The 17,015-nt window shown below is 66.2% G+C and carries 14 protein-coding genes, 2 pseudogenes and 1 riboswitch; of the genes and pseudogenes, 9 read left to right on the plus strand and 7 right to left on the minus strand.

All coding sequences use genetic code 11. The annotated features are described in order from the left end of the window. Positions 1–205 precede the first annotated feature (205 nt). Positions 206–2,755, plus strand: coding sequence for a TIGR02302 family protein (locus tag ONR75_RS05560; RefSeq protein ID WP_265081740.1), 2,550 nt, complete (start codon positions 206–208; stop codon positions 2,753–2,755). 219 nt (positions 2,756–2,974) lie between these two features. Here the strand turns inward: ONR75_RS05560 and ONR75_RS05565 are convergent, their stop codons facing one another. Together ONR75_RS05565 and ONR75_RS05570 are read right to left on the minus strand one after the other, a co-directional pair. Next, positions 2,975–3,352, minus strand: a complete 378-nt coding sequence (locus tag ONR75_RS05565; RefSeq protein ID WP_265081741.1) for a response regulator — start codon at positions 3,350–3,352, stop codon at positions 2,975–2,977. Positions 3,353–3,377: 25 nt separating this feature from the next. Continuing rightward, positions 3,378–4,244, minus strand: a complete 867-nt coding sequence (locus ONR75_RS05570; RefSeq protein ID WP_265081742.1) for an MJ0042-type zinc finger domain-containing protein — start codon at positions 4,242–4,244, stop codon at positions 3,378–3,380. Positions 4,245–4,385: 141 nt separating this feature from the next. Here ONR75_RS05570 and ftsE point away from each other — a divergent pair, with 141 nt between their 5' ends. From ftsE to ONR75_RS05590, 4 genes and pseudogenes are all read left to right on the plus strand, one after another. Continuing rightward, positions 4,386–5,045, plus strand: a complete 660-nt coding sequence (gene ftsE, locus ONR75_RS05575; RefSeq protein ID WP_265081743.1) for a cell division ATP-binding protein FtsE — start codon at positions 4,386–4,388, stop codon at positions 5,043–5,045. Next, a pseudogene (locus ONR75_RS05580) lies at positions 5,038–6,008 on the plus strand (cell division protein FtsX). Before ftsE ends, ONR75_RS05580 begins: the two are co-directional and overlap by 8 nt. A gap of 107 nt (positions 6,009–6,115) precedes the next feature. Further along, positions 6,116–6,841: a YdcF family protein gene (locus ONR75_RS05585; RefSeq protein ID WP_265081744.1), complete on the plus strand. Its 726-nt coding sequence runs from the start codon at positions 6,116–6,118 to the stop codon at positions 6,839–6,841. 11 nt (positions 6,842–6,852) lie between these two features. Beyond that, positions 6,853–7,624: pseudogene (locus ONR75_RS05590) on the plus strand (lysophospholipid acyltransferase family protein). A gap of 213 nt (positions 7,625–7,837) precedes the next feature. On the opposite strand, the gene ONR75_RS05595 reads toward ONR75_RS05590, so the two are convergent. Continuing rightward, positions 7,838–8,395, minus strand: coding sequence for a gamma-glutamylcyclotransferase (locus tag ONR75_RS05595; protein ID WP_265081745.1), 558 nt, complete (start codon positions 8,393–8,395; stop codon positions 7,838–7,840). 124 nt (positions 8,396–8,519) lie between these two features. Between ONR75_RS05595 and ONR75_RS05600 the strand changes: the two genes are divergently transcribed. Next, on the plus strand, positions 8,520–9,710 hold the full coding sequence (locus tag ONR75_RS05600) for a DUF2125 domain-containing protein (protein WP_265081746.1): 1,191 nt from the start codon (positions 8,520–8,522) through the stop codon (positions 9,708–9,710). Positions 9,711–9,928: 218 nt separating this feature from the next. Here the strand turns inward: ONR75_RS05600 and ONR75_RS05605 are convergent, their stop codons facing one another. From ONR75_RS05605 to ONR75_RS05615, 3 genes are read right to left on the minus strand one after another with little or no spacing between them, the layout of a single operon-like run. Next, entirely contained in the window at positions 9,929–10,870 is a 942-nt protein-coding gene (locus tag ONR75_RS05605; protein ID WP_265081747.1) for a prephenate/arogenate dehydrogenase family protein, read from the minus strand. Next, a complete protein-coding gene (gene hisC / locus ONR75_RS05610; protein WP_265081748.1) occupies positions 10,867–11,964 on the minus strand; it encodes a histidinol-phosphate transaminase in 1,098 nt (365 codons plus the stop codon). Before hisC ends, ONR75_RS05605 begins: the two co-directional genes overlap by 4 nt. A 38-nt stretch (positions 11,965–12,002) precedes the next feature. Then, positions 12,003–12,851, minus strand: coding sequence for a chorismate mutase (locus ONR75_RS05615; RefSeq protein WP_265081749.1), 849 nt, complete (start codon positions 12,849–12,851; stop codon positions 12,003–12,005). Positions 12,852–13,032: 181 nt separating this feature from the next. Beyond that, a riboswitch (SAM riboswitch) is annotated at positions 13,033–13,112 on the plus strand. 92 nt (positions 13,113–13,204) lie between these two features. Here ONR75_RS05615 and metX point away from each other — a divergent pair. The 3 genes from metX (at position 13,205) to ONR75_RS05630 (ending at position 16,036) form a co-directional block, all read left to right on the plus strand. Then, positions 13,205–14,404 carry a homoserine O-acetyltransferase MetX gene (gene metX / locus ONR75_RS05620; protein WP_265081750.1) on the plus strand — a complete coding sequence of 400 codons (1,200 nt, stop codon included), beginning with the start codon at positions 13,205–13,207 and terminating at the stop codon, positions 14,402–14,404. A 1-nt stretch (position 14,405) separates the two neighbouring features. Further along, positions 14,406–15,080 carry a methionine biosynthesis protein MetW gene (metW, locus tag ONR75_RS05625; protein WP_265081751.1) on the plus strand — a complete coding sequence of 225 codons (675 nt, stop codon included), beginning with the start codon at positions 14,406–14,408 and terminating at the stop codon, positions 15,078–15,080. A gap of 350 nt (positions 15,081–15,430) precedes the next feature. Next, complete coding sequence (locus ONR75_RS05630; RefSeq protein ID WP_265081752.1) at positions 15,431–16,036, plus strand: TIGR02594 family protein; 606 nt, start codon at positions 15,431–15,433, stop codon at positions 16,034–16,036. A gap of 136 nt (positions 16,037–16,172) precedes the next feature. On the opposite strand, the gene ONR75_RS05635 is transcribed toward ONR75_RS05630, so the two are convergent. Next, positions 16,173–16,958 carry an MOSC domain-containing protein gene (locus ONR75_RS05635; protein ID WP_265081753.1) on the minus strand — a complete coding sequence of 262 codons (786 nt, stop codon included), beginning with the start codon at positions 16,956–16,958 and terminating at the stop codon, positions 16,173–16,175. Positions 16,959–17,015 lie beyond the last annotated feature (57 nt).

A 17,015-nucleotide genomic window follows, 5' to 3' on the forward strand; every position in this document is an offset into this window, starting at 1 on the left:
CGGTGTGTACTGGGTCACCCGTCGAGCCGGGTGACGGCAGCTGGAGATGGCGGCACCGTCTTCGACACCGCCGTCCTCACGCCTTCGTGACCCCATCGCGCCGAAATCGCCTTAGGCTCACGCCTTGCATGTGGGTTGTATCGTTTGCGGCATGCCTCACTGTTGCCGCCGTGCTAGGCTGCTATTCGGTAACCCGGAGATTTTGTTGAGCGGTTCGCCCCCCGACCGACCAGTACCATCGCGCGATCCCGACGCGCTGGCGCAGCATCAGCTGGCGCAGGCGCTGCTGCGGGCGCGTGTCGCGATCGGGTGGGAGCGGCTGTGGCCGCATTTGGCCCGCCTGTCCAGCATGGTTGGCCTGTTTCTGGTCGTCTCGTGGGCGGGGCTTTGGCTGGCGCTGCCGTTCATCGCCCGGGCCATCGGGCTCGGCCTGTTCGTGCTGCTGGCCCTGGCATCGCTGTTTCCGCTACGCAAATTCCGCTGGCCGAGCCGCGACGACGGCCTTGCCCGGCTCGACCGCGGTACCGGCATCCGCCATCGCCCGGTCACCGCGCTTGCCGATACGCTGGCCTCGAAGGACCCCGTCGCGCTGGCGCTGTGGCAGGCGCAGCGCGAACGCACTTTGGCCTCGGTCAAGCGGATCCGCGCCGGGCTGCCGTCGCCGCGGCTCGCGCTTCACGATCCGTGGGCGCTGCGAGCCCTGGTGATCGTGGCCATGGTCGCCACCTTCATCGCCGCCGGCGGCGAGCGCGTCCAGCGAATCGCCGCGGCGTTCGACTGGAACGGCGTGCTGGCGCCGGCCAATGTCCGCGTCGATGCCTGGGTCACCCCGCCGCTTTATACCGGCAAGCCGCCCATCATCCTGTCCGCTGCCAACAAGGATGCCGCCGCCGCAGATGCTGCCGCGCTACCGGTGCCGGCCGGCAGCACGCTGATCGTGCGCTCCAGCGGCGGCGCGCTCGATGTCGCGCTCGGCGGCGGCGTTACCGAGGTCGCGCCGACCGCGGAAGCGCCCAAGGGCACCAACGAGCGGCACTTCACCATCGCCGGCAACGGCACCGCCCATGTCCGCGCGCCCTCGGGCCAGCCGGTCTGGACCTTCACCGCAACGGCGGACCGCGCCCCGAGCATCGCGCTGGCCAAGGATCCGGAACGCCAGGCCCGCGGCTCGCTGCAGATGTCCTACAAGCTCGAGGACGATTACGGCGTCACCGAAGCCCACGCGCAATTCGCCTTACGCAACGCCGATGCCAAGGGCGACAAGCCGCGGCCGCTGTTCGAGCCGCCGGGCTTCGCGCTGGTGCTGCCCAATGCGCGGACCCGCAACGGCGTCGGCCAGACCGTCAAGGACCTCAGCGAGGATCCCTATGCGGGCGCCGATGTGACGCTGACGCTGACCGCCAAGGACGAGGCCGCCAACGAAGGCAAAAGCGAGCCGTTCAATACCAGACTGCCGGAGCGGTTGTTCACCAAGCCGCTGCCGCGCGCGCTGATCGAGCAGCGCCGCAATCTGGCGCTCGACGCCAACCAGAGTTCGCAGGTTGCGGTGGCGCTCGCCGCGCTGATGATCGCGCCGGAAGCGTTCACGCCGGAGGCGGGCCAGTATCTCGGCCTGCGCAGCGTCGCCACCCAGCTCGACCGCGCCCGCACCGATGCGGCGCTGCGCGAGGTGGTGGCCAGCCTTTGGGCGCTTGCCGTGACCATCGAGGACGGCGACATCACCGACGTCGACAAGGCGCTGAAGGCGGCCCAGGAGGCGCTCAAGCAGGCGCTGGAGCGCGGCGCCAGCGACGAGGAGATCAAGAAGCTCACCGAAAATCTGCGCGCGGCGCTCGACAAGTTCCTGAAACAGCTGGCCGAGCAGATGAAGCAGAATCCGCAGCAGCTGGCGCGTCCGCTCGATCCCAACACCAAGGTGATGCGGCAGCAGGACCTCAACAACATGATCGAGCGCATGGAGCGGCTGTCGCGCTCCGGCGACAAGGACGCCGCCAAGCAGCTGCTCGAACAGATGCAGCAGATGCTCGAGAACCTGCAGATGGCGCAGCCCGGCCAGTCCGGCGACGGCGAGATGGAGCAGGCGCTCAACGAGCTCGGCGACATGATCCGCAAGCAGCAGCAGCTCCGCGACAAGACCTTCAAGCAGGGTCAGGATTCGCGGCGCGACCGGATGCGCGGCAAGCCCGGTGAGCAGGGCATGGGCGACCTGCAGCAGGACCAGCAGAGCCTGCGCGATCGCCTGAAGAAATTGCAGGACCAACTCGCCAAGCAGGGCCTGGGCAAGGGACAGAAGGGCGAAAAAGGCGAAAAGGGTCAGGGCGGCGAACAGGGCCAGGGCGAGCAGGGTGACGGCGATGGCCTCGGCGATGCCGACAACGCCATGGGCGACGCCAGCGGCCGGCTCGGCGAAGGCAATGCCGACGGCGCGGTGGATTCCCAGGGCCGTGCCCTCGATGCTCTGCGCAAGGGCGCGCAGTCGCTGGCACAGGCGATGCAGCAGGGTGACGGCGAGGGCCAGGGCGACGGTCCCGGCAACGCACCGGGCCGCCAGCAGAGTGGTGGACGCGACACCGATCCGCTCGGTCGGCCGCTGCGCGGCCGCGAACTCGGCGACGATCTGACGGTGAAGATTCCCGGCGAGATCGACGTCCAGCGGGTCCGCCGCATCCTCGAGGAACTGCGCCGCCGCCTCGGCGACACCAGCCGCCCGCAGCTCGAGCTCGACTACATCGAACGGCTGCTGAAGGATTATTGAGGGGCGCTTCTGCTTTTCCCCTCCCCAGCAAAGCGAAGCTTTGCGCCGTGGGAGAGAGTGCCTGAGCGAAGCGAAGGCGGGAGAGGGAAAGCCGCGAGCGCCGTTGCCGCCGCAACAGCCCCCTCTCCCGTCTCGAACCCGCTTCGCGTGTTCGATCCACCCTCTCCCGCCAACGCAGCTTCGCTGCGTCGGGGGAGAGGGAAAAGGAGAGCGCCGCCCCTAATCCCTTGTCCGCGACGCCAGCGCATCCGCGACCGCGGTACGGATGTCCGCCACGGAGAACGGCTTCGTGACCACGTCGTGGACGATGGCATTGAGGCCGGAGGCGCGTTCGCGCTGGTCGGCGAAACCGGTCATCAGCAGGATGGTCAGGTCGGGAAAGTCGCGTGCGGCGGCCAGCGCCAGCGCGATGCCGTCCATCACCGGCATCTTGATGTCGGTCAGCAGCAGGTCGAAGGCGCCGTCCTGATCGGTCAGGATCTCGAGGGCCTCGGCGCCGTCCTGCGCGGTCACGATGTCGTGGCCGTCCAGCGCGATGGCGCGCGCCACCAGCAGGCGCATGGATTCCTCGTCATCGGCGATCAGCACGCGGGGCATTGTCTCTCCGTCAAACCAGGGCGCGTCAGGCGCCGATATCGCGCTTGTTGAAGAAACGCACGTCGATGGTGCGGCCTTCTGCCGGCGGCGACGCCAGCCGCGACTTGAACCACGCCTTGTCGCCGGGATTGAGGCCTTGCTGGTCCAGCACGGCCGTCCAGGCGTAGATCTCGGTGCCGTGTTCGTCACGGACAACAAAGCGCAGCCGCGGCATCGCCACGGGCTTGGTGTGGCTGTCGCCGACGATATTGCCCTCGATCACCAGCACGCGCTTGCCGTCGACCTCCTCGGTGGCGACCTTGACGTCCTTGAACGACAGGCCCCGCAAATTGACGCCGAGGCCGACGGCTTTGTAAAATGACGCGGTTTGCGGCATCAGCTTGACCACGTCGACCCGCCAGATCATCAGGGCTAGCACCAGGGCGGCCATGCCGGCGCAGGCGATCGAGGAGTTGATGCGCGGCAGGAACGGGATGCGGGCCGGCATCGATGGCGCCAGGCCGCGCAGGCGTGACAGTGCGGCTGACAGGCGCGAGGTCTTGGCGTCAGCCGGGGCGAGGGCCGGTTCGTCCTGGGCCTCTTCGGCCCAGGCGGGATTTTCGGGCGGCTCTTCGGCGGGCAAGGCGCTGGCGATCGACGGGCTTTCGACCAGCGGCTGATCCTGATCCGCGCTGTCGTCGTCGGTCAGACCCCAGGCGTTCATGTCGTCGTCCGGCGGGGGCGGTGGTGCCGCGGCCGCTGCGGGAACCAGTGCCTCGCGACGGGCGAGATCCTCCGGCTGCGCCAGCCACACTTCCTTGCAGCGCGCGCAGCGCACAGTGCGCCCGGCATCGCCGAAGGTCGCCGGATTGACGGCGTAGGCTGTCGTACAGTTGGGACAAACGATATGCATGGAGCTATTCGCCAATGACATTGCCGGCAGGCTACAAGACGACCGTTAACGAATCGGAAACCATAAGGGCGGCACAACCAATTAGGATATTTCAATGAGCGGTCGTGGGGCCGCACTGCGTCTCATCGAACGGAGCTGAATGTGGTCCGGTTCGAAAACGTCGGTCTGCGCTACGGGCTTGGCCCGGAGATTCTGCGCGACCTGAGTTTCCAGATTCCTGCGCACTCGTTCCAGTTCCTCACCGGCCCTTCCGGCGCCGGCAAGACGTCGCTGCTGCGCCTGCTGTTCCTGTCGATGCGGCCGACCCGCGGCCTGGTCACGCTGTTCGGCAAGGACATCTCCCTGCTCGGCAAGGACCAGATCGCCGACCTGCGCAAACGCATCGGCATCGTGCTGCAGGATTTCCGCCTGCTCGACCACATGACCACCTACGAGAATGTCGCACTGCCGTTCCGGGTCATGGGCCGCGACGAATCGAGCTACCGCCGCGAGGTCATCGACCTGCTGAAATGGGTGGGGCTGGGGGAGCGGATGGATGCGCTGCCGCCGATCCTGTCCGGCGGCGAGAAGCAGCGTGCGGCGATCGCGCGCGCGGTGATCTCGCGGCCGCATCTGCTGCTGGCCGACGAGCCGACCGGCAACGTCGATCCGACCCTCGGCCGGCGCCTGCTGCGGCTGTTCATCGAGCTCAACAAGTCCGGCACCGCCGTCATCATCGCGACCCACGATATCACGCTGATGGACCAGTACGACGCGCGGCGCATGGTGCTGCATCAGGGGCGGCTGCATATCTATGAGTAGAACCGGAGACGAGCACGGCGCGCTGATGGATCTCGGGCACGACACCCCGCAGGTGCCGGCGCGTGCGCGCAATTTGTCGCCGATCGTGCCGCGCGGCTCGATCGCCGGCCGTGCACTGGTCGCGGTGGTGGCGATCATGACGTTCCTGGCTTCGATCACCACGGGCGCCGTGCTGCTGATCTCCGCCTCGGCATCGGAATGGCAGTCCGAGGTGGCCAGCGAAATCACCATCCAGGTGCGGCCGGTGCCCGGCCGCGATCTGGAGCGCGATACGCTGGCGGTGGCCGAGACGGTGCGGGCGCAGCCGGGCATCGTCGAGGTGCGTCCCTATACCAAGGCGGAATCCGCGGCGCTGCTGGAGCCTTGGCTCGGCAGCGGGCTGTCGCTCGACGACCTGCCGGTGCCGCGCGTGATCGTTGCCCATGTGGTGCCGGGGACCACACTGGATATCGCCAAGCTGCGCGGCCAGGTGACCCAGGCGGTGCCGGCGGCGACCGTCGACGACCATCGTGCCTGGATCGAGCGGATGCGTTCGATGACATCGGCGACGGTGCTTGCCGGCATCGGCATTCTCGCGCTGGTCATCGTCGCCACCATCATTTCGGTGTCGTTCGCCACCCGCGGCGCCATGGCCGCGAACCGGCCGATCGTCGAGGTGCTGCATTTCGTCGGCGCCGGTGACCGCTATATCGCCAACCGCTTCTTCCGGCATTTCCTGCGGCTCGGCCTGCAGGGGGCGTGATCGGCGGCGGCGCCGCGATGCTGGGTTTCGGGTTTTCCGAATCCGTCGCCAGCTGGTTTTCCGGCACCCCGGTGGGGGACCAGTTCGCCGCGCTGCTGGGGACGTTTTCGCTGCGCCCGTCGGGCTATCTGGCGCTGGCGGTGCAGGCGGTGCTCATCGCGGCGATCACCGCATGGGCCTCGCGCCGCACCCTGTTTTCGACGCTGAACGATATCGAATGAGGCGGTCCGCTGGTCGGCAGTGCTCCCCTTGCGCATCGGGCCCGGGCTGGCATCGCCAACAGGACCGAAAAAACTAGAATTGTGCCGACAGGATCACGCACCGCCAGATGACCGTGCCGCTGGATGAGGACCCGATCGACAGACCGGCCGCGCGACCGCGCAGCCGCCGGGGCATGCTGCGCGCGGCTTTCGTTGTGGCCTTTGCGCTGACCTTCATGGTGGGTGCGATCGGCTTTGTCGGCTTCCTGTCGCAGTTGCGCAGCGCCGAGGCGCGGCCCGGCAAGAAGGCCGACGGCATCGTCGTGCTGACCGGCGGATCGTCGCGGGTCTCCGACGCGATGGAGTTGCTGGCCGGCGGCTACGGGACACGGTTGCTGATCTCAGGCGTGCATCCGACCAACGGCGCCAGCGAGATTTCGCGCGCTTTGCCGGACAGCCAGTTGCTGATCTCCTGCTGCGTCGATCTCGATCGCTCCGCGGTCAATACCCGCAGCAATGCCGTGGAGACCAGACGCTGGGCGCGGGAGCGCAACTTCCGCTCGCTGATCGTGGTCACCTCGAACTACCACATGCCGCGCGCCTTCGTTGAGCTGTCCCACGAGATGCCGGAGATCGAACTGATCCCGTTCGTGGTCATCGGCGACAGATGGCGCGACGAGCCGTGGTGGACTTCGGGCACCACGCTGCGCCTGCTGCTGTCCGAATATGTCAAATATCTCGCTGCCGAGGTCAGGGTCTGGCTGGCCGACCACGGCATCGACTTGACGCCCGACGGCAATGAGCCGCAAACCGACAACGCGCCGCGCAAGCCGGCCACCGCCTCCGCCAATTGATCGGATCTTCGATGGTTTCCATTTTCGTGCGCTCGCTGATCTACAACGTGCTGTTCTATGTGCTGCTGGTGTTCTGGATTCTGGTGGCGATCCCGACCTTCGTGATGCCGCCGCGGGCGTTCATGGCGATTGCCAAGGCATGGGCCCGCAGCAGCGTCTGGCTGATGCGGGTGGCCTGCAACACCAAGACCGAATATCGCGGACTCGAAAAATTCCGGCGGGGCCGCTGGTCGTCGCCTCCAAGCATCAGTCGATGTGGGAGACCTTCGCGCTGATGCCGTTCTTCGACCGGCCGCTGTTCATCTACAAGCGCGAGCTCGGCAAGATTCCGTTTTTGGCTGGTACCTGAAAAAATCGAAGATGGTCGGCGTCGATCGCGACGGCGGGGCGCGGTCGCTGATCGACATGGCCAGGCGCGCCACCGAAGAGGTGCAACTCGGCAGGCAGCTGATCATCTTTCCGGAGGGCACGCGGCGACCCGTCGACGCCGCTCCGGACTACAAGCCCGGCATCGCCCAGATCTACAGCAAATGCGGCGTGCCGTGCCTGCCGGTGGCGCTGAACTCCGGCCTGTTCTGGCCGCGCCGGACCTTCCTGCGCTATCCCGGCACGCTGGTGGTGGAGTTCCTCGATCCGCTGCCGCCGGGCCTGCCGCGCAAGGAATTCATCGCCGCCATCAGCACCTCCATCGAAGCCGCCACCGCCCGCCTGGTCACCGAGGCCCGCGCGGAACAGGCCGCACTGTTCGGCCGCGTGCCGAACGTCGCGGTGAAGGAGAACTAGCGTTTTGCACGAGGCCTGCGTGATCCCTCCCCCGCGTCTTCGCGGTGGGGAGGGTCGGCCGAACGAAGCGATGCGTAGCATCGCTGAAGTGGAGGCCGGGGTGGGGGCGCCGGGAGCGCGGAGTTTGTTGTGACACCCCCACCCGACCGCGCTTCGCGCGGCCACCCTCCCCGCCGCGAAGACGCGGGGGAGGAAAGAGAGTGCCTCACCAACTCACCCCTGCAACATCGCCGCCAGCTGATGCAGTTGCGGATCGCGAAAGCCTTCGGCCTCGATGGCCTTCACCGTCGACAGCACGTAGTCGCGGTTGGGACCGGAGCGGCCATGGCCCTGCTTCACGAAATGCAACTGCTCGGTCAGGCTCAGCCGGCCGGCATATTGCACGTGGCTGCGGTCGACCACATAGGCCAGCGCGCTGACGCGGTCGCGGGCCTCGTTGCCGAGCCATACCGACCGCATCACCTCGCGATAGACGTGGGTGGTCTGCTCGCGCTCGCGCAGATATGCGATGGTGGCATGGCGTTTCTCTGCGGCGACCCGGAAGGCGATGCCGCGGCAGGCGCCGCCGCGGTCGAGACCGAGCACCAGGCCGGGTTTCTCCGGCGTGCCACGATGGTCGAAGGAATAGACGCATAACGCGCGGTGCTCGCCGATCAGCCGCGCCGGCGCCTGCTCGAGGAAGTCGAAGCCCGGCCGCCACATCAGCGAGCCGTAGCCGAACACCCAGAGGTCGCCGTGCGACGTCGCTTCGGTTGATTGTGCTGCCGACATGCTACCGACCTAGCAGAATCCGGCTTTTGAGGCGAAGCGTTTCCCTGCAACCCCGGCCTGCATCGGGCGGGGGAAGCCCGGTGTCACCGCTGATTTGACAAAATCATGCTGTCTACGTCCCGCCATGTCCGATTTTGTCCTGCCGACCCGCCGGCGCCGCCTGTGGCCCGTTTTCATCATGCCCATCCTCGTTGTCGTCCTGGCGGCGGCGTGGAGCGCATTCTGGTTCTATGCCGCCTCCAAGGTCGACGAGAACGTCGACGCCTGGCGCGCCCGCGAGGCCGCGGCGGGGCGGACCTACGACTGCGCAGATCGCTCGGTGGCCGGCTTCCCGTTCCGGCTCGAAGTGCGCTGCACCGGTGTGAGCGTGGCGCTGCTGGCGCAGACCGCGGGGCAGGCGGCAGCGCAGCCGATCAATGCCAAGCTCGGCGAAATTCTGGTGGTGGCGCAGATCTACGATCCCAAGCTGCTGATCGCCGAATTCAAGGCGCCGGCCGTGCTGTCCGATCGCGGCCAGCCGGCCATGGTGGTGAACTGGTCGACGGCGCGCAGCAGCATCGTCGGCCTGCCCGGACCGCCCGACCGAGCCGACATCGTGTTCGACGACGCCTCGGTGGACCGCATCGCCGCCTCCGTGCAGGCGCCGATCGCGCGCGCCAAGCATATCGAACTGCACGGCCGCAACGCCGAGAGCTCGACGCCGGACAAGCCGGTCATCGAGGCGGCGCTGCAGATCGGCGGCGGCAGTATCCAGGATCTGCATCCGCTGCTCGCGGTGCCGTTCGACGCCGACATCCGTGCCCAGCTCAGCGGGCTGAAGGACTTCTCGCCCAAACCCTGGCCGGCGCGGTTTCGCGAGTTGCAGGCCGCCGGCGGCCGGGTGGAGATTGTGCAGTCGCGGATCCAGCAGGGCGACTTGATTTCGGTGGCGTCGGGCTCGCTCGGCCTGACCGCGGCGGGCAATCTCGACGGCGAAGTGCAGATGACCGTCGCCGGGCTGGAGAAGGTGATCCCGGCGCTCGGCATCGACAAGCTGCTGGAAATGGGCGTGCCGCAGTCGGCGCTGGATCGTTTTGCGCCTGGCGTGAAGAGCGCGGACGTCAACAACGTGCTTGGCGCGCTGGACCGCGCCATTCCGGGCCTCGGCAAGGTGGTGCGCCAGAATGCCAGCGCGGGCGTTACTGCCGGCGTCAATTCGCTCGGAACCGAGGCCATGCTGGAGGGCCGTAAGGCACGCAGCTTCCCGCTGAAATTCGTCGATGGGGCGGTGATGATGGGCTCGCTGAAGGTCGCGCAGATCCCGCCGCTGTTTTAGAAAGACGAAGCGCGCCCTTTCTTCCCCTCTCCCCCAAGCAGCGAAGCTGCGCAGGCGGGAGAGGTGGATCGAAGGCGCGAAGCGCATTCGAGACGGGAGAGGGGGCTCTTCTGAGTTTGCGGCTTTCCCTCTCCCGCCTTCGCTGCGCGAAGGCGCCCTCTCCCGCTGCGCAAAGCTTCGCTTTGCTGGGGGAGAGGGGAAGGAAGAAAGCGCGCGCCTTACTCTGCTTTCTTCGTCAGCGCGGCGTGCTTGCGGCCGAAGTCCGGCGCGGCTTCGTCTTGGCCGATGCTCACGATGCCCCGGCGGATGGCGCGGGTGCGGGTGAAATGATCGAACAGCGCTTCGCCGTCGCCGCGGCGCATGGCGCGGGTCAGCTTCGACAGGTCTTCCTGGAACGCGCCGAGCATTTCCAGCACCGCGTCCTTGTTGGCCAGGAACACGTCGCGCCACATGGTCGGGTCGGATGCGGCGATGCGGGTGAAATCGCGAAAGCCGCCGGCGGAGAACTTCAGCACTTCCGAGCGAGTCACGTCCTCGAGCTCGTCGGCTGTGCCTACGATTGTATAGGCGATCAGATGCGGCAGATGGCTGGTAACCGCCAGCACCAGGTCATGATGCGGGGCCGTCATGATCTCGACATTGGCGCCGAGCGCGGCCCAGAACGCCGTGAGTTTCTCCACGGCCGCTGTATCCGCGCCCTCGGGCGGCGTGAGAATGCACCAGCGGTTCATGAACAGTTCGGCGAATCCGGAATCCGGCCCGGAATTCTCCGTGCCGGCGACCGGATGGGCCGGGATGAAGTGCACATTATCAGGCAGATGCGCGGCCATGGCCGTCAGCACCGACGCCTTGACCGAGCCGACGTCGGAGACGATGGCGCCGGGTTTGAGATGCGCGCCGATGCTTTCAGCCACCGCGCCGGACACGCCCACCGGCACGCAGGCGATCACCAGATCGGCATCCGCCACGGCGCTGGCATTGTCGTCAGCGACCACGTCCGCGAGCTTGATCTCAACCGCCCGCGCCCGAACGGCGGCCGACGCATCGGTGGCTACCAGCACTTCGGCGAGGCCGAGCTGCTGGATGCCGCGCGCCAGCGACGAGCCGATCAGGCCGAGTCCGATCAGCGCGATGCGTTTGAAGGGCGGCTGCGCAGTCACGTATTTGACGCCATGAATTCGCGCAAAGTCTCGATGACCAGCCGGTTGGCCTCCTCGGTGCCGATGGTCATGCGCAGCGAGTTGTGCAGGCCGTAATTGTTGACGGCACGCAGCACGAGTCCGCGCTTGGTGAGGAATGCGTCGGCATCGGCGGCAGTTTTTCCCGTCTCCGGAAAATGCATCAGGATGAAGTTCGCCACGCTCGGCGTCACCTTGATGCCGAGCTTGGTGATTTCAGCGGTCATGATCTCGACCCACTTCGCAGTGTAGTCGACCGACATCTTTACATGGCCGGTGTCCTCGATCGCGGCGACCGCGGCGAACATCGCCGGTGCCGAGACGTTGAACGGACCGCGCACGCGGTTCAGCGCATCGACGATATGGGCCGGGCCGAACATCCAGCCGATCCGCAGGGCGGCAAGACCGTGCACCTTGGAGAAGGTGTAGGTGGCCACGGTGTTGTCCGTGGTCTTCGCCAGTTCGAGGCCGTTGTCGTAGTCACCTTTGGTGACATAGTCCGAATAGGCGGCGTCGAGCACCAGCAGCACGTGCTCGGGCAGGCCAGCGCGCAGACGCTTGATCTCCGACGACGGCAGATAGGTGCCGGTCGGATTGTTCGGGTTGGCCAGCCACACCAGCTTGGTGCGATCAGTCACGCATTTCAGGATGGCGTCGACGTCGCAGGTGAGGTCGATTTCCGGTGCCACGACATTGGTGGCGCCGTTGCCCTGGGTGGCGATCGGGTAGACCAGAAAACCGTGCGCCGTCGAAATCGCCTCGTCGTCGGGGCCGAGATAGACATGCGCCAGCAGGTTCAGGATCTCGTCGGAGCCGGCGCCGCAGATGATCTGCGCGGGATCGAGGCCGAAACGGCGGCCGATCGCCTCGCGCAGGACCTTTGAGGTGCCTTCCGGATAATCCTCGAGATGGGCTGCCGCGGTGGCAAACGCCTCCTTCGCCTTCGGCGACGGGCCGAACAGGGTCTCATTGGCCGACAGCTTGTAGGTCTTGCGGCCGGGATCGACCACCGGGCTCTTGCCGGGGGTGTAGGGCGAAATATCGAGGATGCCGGGCTTCGGCACGGGACGGGACATCGGTAGCTCCAGATCAGTCAGGCGTCTCAGACGTGCGGTCAGGACCGCTTGGCGTCGGCGGGCACCGTATAGCGGGTTGCGTGGCTGCCGACGAGGGCCGAAGAACGCATGGTTGCCCCCGCAGCAACGAGCGCCGCCTTGATGCTGTCGAGGCTGGTGGCCGCGGTGATCGATACCAGCAGCGCGGCGCCGTCGAAGGCGGTATCGGGCACGGCGACGATCTCGGCCAGCGGCGACAGCGCGCGGGCGATCTCCGCATTCCAGCCGGACACCCGCACGCTCCACATCTCGACTTCCGTCACCATGGCGCTGTCGGCGACGCGGGACACCACGAAGACCGGCAGTGCGGCGGGATGGTCGGCGCGCTCGATGAACGGCAGCCGTGCGATGATTTTCGGCGTGCCCTTGGCTTCCAGTTCGAGCCACCATGGCGTGCGGCTCGAGGTCGCCGACACCAGCGCCAGGTCGCCCTTGGATTTGGCGACGGCCTCGACCGCCGCGGCGGCGCTGAAATGCGCCACATAGGGCACCGTGAAGCCGAAATGGAATCGCGCCGAATCCCGCATCGCGGATTCGCCGAGCGACAGATCGGCATGCACCGAGAACGGCGCCTGCACATAGGTGAAGGTGGCGATGATCACCCGCCAGATGCTCTCCACGGTATCGATCGGCAGGATGCCGCGATGGCGCTGCACCAGCCGCCGCATCATGTCGGCCTCGCGCGCCGGGCGGAACGCCGAGCCGACCTCCTGGGTCTGCTTCACCGAGATCAGCCGGTCGATGATGTCGCCGCGCTGCATCAGCAGGCTGTGGACCTGCGCGTCGATGCTGTCGATTTCCTGGCGCAGCACCTCGAGCGAGGGCGGGGCGGGCGGTGCGATGGACATGCGTGGTAACCTGCAAGACGTGGAAGCGACTGATGAAATCGGGGATGTGGCCGCCCATCTTGATAGGGTTCGCAGGCTCTGAAAGCAAAGAAAACATTGCGCCCGCGGGCCGCCGCGGAAGACAGGGTTTACCGTGTCCGCCGCCGCTTCTTGACGGAGGGCGTGTGCAGGACTAGCTTAACTGTCACTTCGTGGTCATTTGAGCCGGCCGGCTTGCAGCCACGTTAAACAACTTGCTAAACAGGCCGGGGACACACTCAGAGTGATCCCGGCCGAACGCGTGTTCAGGCCGGGTTTTTATGGCCTGAATTCCGCGGTGGTCTGCGTGACCTTCTGAGGAGGCCAGTATCGAGATGGTAAACGTCCAGGCGTTGAAGCCGGAGACGGCGCGAAACAAGGATAGCGCCCACGAGGCGGATCATCCCACCTCGCTCGTGGCGCTGTTCGGCGCCGACCAGCCGCTGCGGCTCGATTGCGGCGTCGATCTCGCGCCATTCCAGATCGCCTACCAGACCTACGGCACGCTCAACGCCGACCGATCCAACGCCATTCTGGTCTGCCATGCGCTGACCGGCGACCAGCATGTCGGCAATCCGCATCCGGTCACCGGCAAGCCGGGCTGGTGGAACACCCTGCTCGGCCCGGGCAAGGCGCTCGACACCGACCGCTATTTTGTCATCTGCTCCAACGTGCTCGGCAGCTGCATGGGCACCACGGGCCCGGCCTCGACCAATCCGGCCACCGGCAAATTGTGGGGGCTGGATTTTCCGGTCATCACCATTCCCGACATGGTGCGCGCCCAGGCCATGCTGATCGACCGGCTCGGCATCGACACGCTGTTCGCGGTGGTCGGCGGCTCGATGGGGGGCATGCAGACGCTGCAGTGGAGCACGGCCTATCCGAAGCGGGTGTTCTCCGCGCTGGCGGTGGCCTGCAGCACGCGGCATTCGGCGCAGAACATCGCGTTCCATGAACTCGGCAGGCAGGCGGTGATGGCCGATCCGGACTGGCACGGCGGCCGCTACTTCGAGGAGGGTAGCTATCCGCACCGCGGCCTCGGCGTCGCGCGCATGGCCGCGCACATCACCTATCTGTCGGACGCCGCCCTGCACCGCAAGTTCGGTCGCCGGATGCAGGACCGCGACCTGCCGACGTTTTCGTTCGACGCCGATTTCCAGGTCGAGAGTTATCTGCGCTACCAGGGCTCGTCCTTCGTCGAGCGCTTCGACGCCAACTCCTATCTGTATCTGACCCGCGCCATGGACTATTTCGATGTCGCCGCCGACCACAACGGCGTGCTGGCGGAAGCCTATCGCGGCACCCAGACGCGGTTCTGCGTGGTGTCGTTCACCTCCGACTGGCTGTTTCCCACCACGGAATCCCGCGCCACGGTGCATGCACTCAATGCCGGCGGCGCGCGGGTGTCGTTTGCCGAAATCGAAACCGACAAGGGCCACGACGCCTTCCTGCTCGATGTGCCGGAGTTCATCGACATCTCCCGCGCCTTCCTGGAATCCGCCGGCGCCGTGCGCGGCCTGATCGCGGAGAAGTAACATGGCCGCACAGCAACAGGTTCTGCCCCTGCCGGGTCTCGTCATCCCCGGCGCGCAACCGCAGCGCGGCGATCATCTGCTGATGGCGGAAATGGTGGCGCGCGGCTCCAAGGTGCTCGACGTCGGCTGCGGCGAAGGCGATCTGCTGCAGCTGCTGGAAAGCCGCGGCATCGACGGCCGCGGCATCGAGCTGTCGCGCGAGGGCGTCAACCGCTGCGTCGCCAAGGGGCTCGCCGTGGTGCAGGGCGACGCCGACACCGACCTCGTCAACTATCCCGATGACGCCTTCGACTATGTGATCCTGTCGCAGACGCTGCAGGCCACACGGCAGCCGAAGGTGGTGCTGGAAAACCTGCTGCGCATCGGCCGGCGCGCCATCGTGTCGTTTCCGAATTTCGGATTCTGGAAGATGCGTTTGCAGTTGCTGGTGAACGGCCAGATGCCGCGCACCGAGAACCTGCCGGCGACCTGGTACGACACGCCGAACATCCACTTCTGCACCATCAAGGACTTCGTGCAGCTGTGCGACGAGATCAACGTCAAGATGGAGCGCGCGGTGGCGCTCGATCTCAACGGCCGTCCGCTGCGCCTCAACGCGCCGTGGTGGTTCTGGAACATGTTCGGCGAGCAGGGCGTGTTCCTGCTCAGCCGCGCCGCCAGATCCGCCGGACAATAAACTTCGGCGTCGCGTCCATTCGGAACGGTACGTCAGTCCGGCGAGATTGCAGATTCGTGGGTCCCCTATTTGCAGGCCACGTCTGCATTCCTGTCGTAACAGAATGATAATCGAAATCCCAACGCGTATGAATGTTGCGTGACGTCTGCGTTAATCGCAATTTAACGCTATTTGGCCGCGACTGTCTTAACAGAGATTAATTCTCGTGGCCGCAATGCGGCGCGAGACGCGACGCGAATTTCAGCCGCGTCTTTTTATGGCCACATCAAATTCCTTTACCCCACCCCCGCTATCGACCGCTCGTTTGGCGATCAGCATCGGGGTCTGGGTTCACAAGGAAAAAATTTGGTATGGTTCAGTTCACTGCGTTTCGTTGGGCGCTTCGCTTCGTCACTCTCGCCTTTTGTTCGGTCGTCATTGTCGCGCTCGCAACACCGGCTTCGGCACGGCCACGTCACAGCGGGCATCATGCCCATTCCCATCACAAGACCTACAATCACAGTTCCCGTCATCACGGCCGCCGTCACATGCGCGTCTCTGCTCGCCATGCGACTCTGCAGAGCGCTGACAGCGCCGCGGAATCGTTCGCCGGCAGCGGCTTCAGCTCGTCCAACGTGGTCGCCGAGGCGCGGCGCTACATCGGCAGCAATCCCACCGGCCGCAGCCGCCTGTGGTGCGCGCGCTTCATGAACATGGTGCTGCAGCGCTCCGGCCATCAGGGCACCGGCTCCGACATGGCGCGTTCGTTCTCGAGCTACGGCCAGCGCATTTCCGGCCCGCAGGTCGGCGCCATCGCAGTGATGTCGCGCGGCCGTCGCGGCGGCCATGTCGGCGTCGTCAGCGGCATCGATCCCAACGGCAATCCGATCATCGTCTCCGGAAATCACGGCCGCCGCGTCGCGGAGTCCGTCTATTCGCGCGGTCGCATCTACGCCTATGTGATGCCGACGAGCTGAGTTAGTCGAATGCGTAGGGTGGGCAAAGTCAGCGTGCGCGCAAGCGCACGATGACGTGCCCACCATCTCGCGAGATGGTGGGCACGGCGCAAGAGCGCCTTTGCCCACCCTACGACTGAGCGGACTACTGAGCGGACTACAGCAGCTGCGGCGCTTCGACAGATATCGCATCGCCTTCGGCAATGCTGCCGCCGGCAATCACCTCGGCATAGACACCGAGATCGGCATGGCCGTAGGTCTGCATCAGCGTCGCGGGAATGTTGAGATCGCGCGCCGCGGTGTCGGGATCGACATTGGTCGCGGCGCAGCGGACGATGCGCTTGACGATCTTCAAGCGGGCATCGCCGATCGCGATCACCTGATCCATCAGGTCGAACTCGTGCCAGGCCGGCCAGCCCGTTACATAGACGTTGCCGCGAAACCGCAGCGGATGCACTGGCTGGCCGATCTCGTTTTCCAACGCTTTGACGCTGGCGAGGTTGATGATCGACACCACCTTCTTGGCCACGTCGGAAAAGCTGTGCCCGGCCGCGAACAGGATTTTTGGCGGCCCGCGCAACTCGTCGGCAAAGTTGGCGGCGAAGTACTGCTCGATCGCCGCCCGGCCTTCCGATGTCTCCAGGTCGCCGCGCACGATCTCGGCGCCGTCGCGGTGGATCGTCAGGGTGTGGCTGGCCTCGTCGTAGTGGCTGCGCAGGGCCGCCAGCCGCTCGTTGCGCATCAGCATCAGGAACTTGATCTTCGGGAAATACTGCGGCGCCGCCGGATCGAAGCCGCTGGGGCCGTTCTCGATGGCGTAGCGCCGGTCTGAGGGCAGTGGCTGGCCGGGGGACAGTGCCACCCCGGCGAGGCGTTCCGGGGTCAGACCCTTGACGGGATAGCGATACAGGCTGGCGACGCTGGCAACGGGCTTTTCAATCATCGGAGATTTTTAGGGGATTCTCGCCGGCTCCGCCACCGCTGACGAAATTGTGAGGCG

Source organism: Rhodopseudomonas sp. P2A-2r, from assembly GCF_026015985.1.
Taxonomy (GTDB): domain Bacteria; phylum Pseudomonadota; class Alphaproteobacteria; order Rhizobiales; family Xanthobacteraceae; genus Tardiphaga.

Excerpts from the sequence above, each read along its gene's own strand:
- ONR75_RS05570 (WP_265081742.1), bottom strand. The coding sequence starts at position 4,244 with ATGCATATCGTTTGTCCCAACTGTACGACAGCCTACGCCGTCAATCCG.
- ONR75_RS05635 (WP_265081753.1), bottom strand. The coding sequence starts at position 16,958 with ATGATTGAAAAGCCCGTTGCCAGCGTCGCCAGCCTGTATCGCTATCCC.
- ONR75_RS05630 (WP_265081752.1), top strand. The coding sequence starts at position 15,431 with ATGGTTCAGTTCACTGCGTTTCGTTGGGCGCTTCGCTTCGTCACTCTC.
- ONR75_RS05615 (WP_265081749.1), bottom strand. The coding sequence starts at position 12,851 with ATGTCCATCGCACCGCCCGCCCCGCCCTCGCTCGAGGTGCTGCGCCAG.
- ONR75_RS05600 (WP_265081746.1), top strand. The coding sequence starts at position 8,520 with ATGTCCGATTTTGTCCTGCCGACCCGCCGGCGCCGCCTGTGGCCCGTT.
- metW (WP_265081751.1), top strand. The coding sequence starts at position 14,406 with ATGGCCGCACAGCAACAGGTTCTGCCCCTGCCGGGTCTCGTCATCCCC.
- metX (WP_265081750.1), top strand. The coding sequence starts at position 13,205 with ATGGTAAACGTCCAGGCGTTGAAGCCGGAGACGGCGCGAAACAAGGAT.
- hisC (WP_265081748.1), bottom strand. The coding sequence starts at position 11,964 with ATGTCCCGTCCCGTGCCGAAGCCCGGCATCCTCGATATTTCGCCCTAC.
- ONR75_RS05565 (WP_265081741.1), bottom strand. The coding sequence starts at position 3,352 with ATGCCCCGCGTGCTGATCGCCGATGACGAGGAATCCATGCGCCTGCTG.
- ONR75_RS05595 (WP_265081745.1), bottom strand. The coding sequence starts at position 8,395 with ATGTCGGCAGCACAATCAACCGAAGCGACGTCGCACGGCGACCTCTGG.
- ONR75_RS05585 (WP_265081744.1), top strand. The coding sequence starts at position 6,116 with ATGACCGTGCCGCTGGATGAGGACCCGATCGACAGACCGGCCGCGCGA.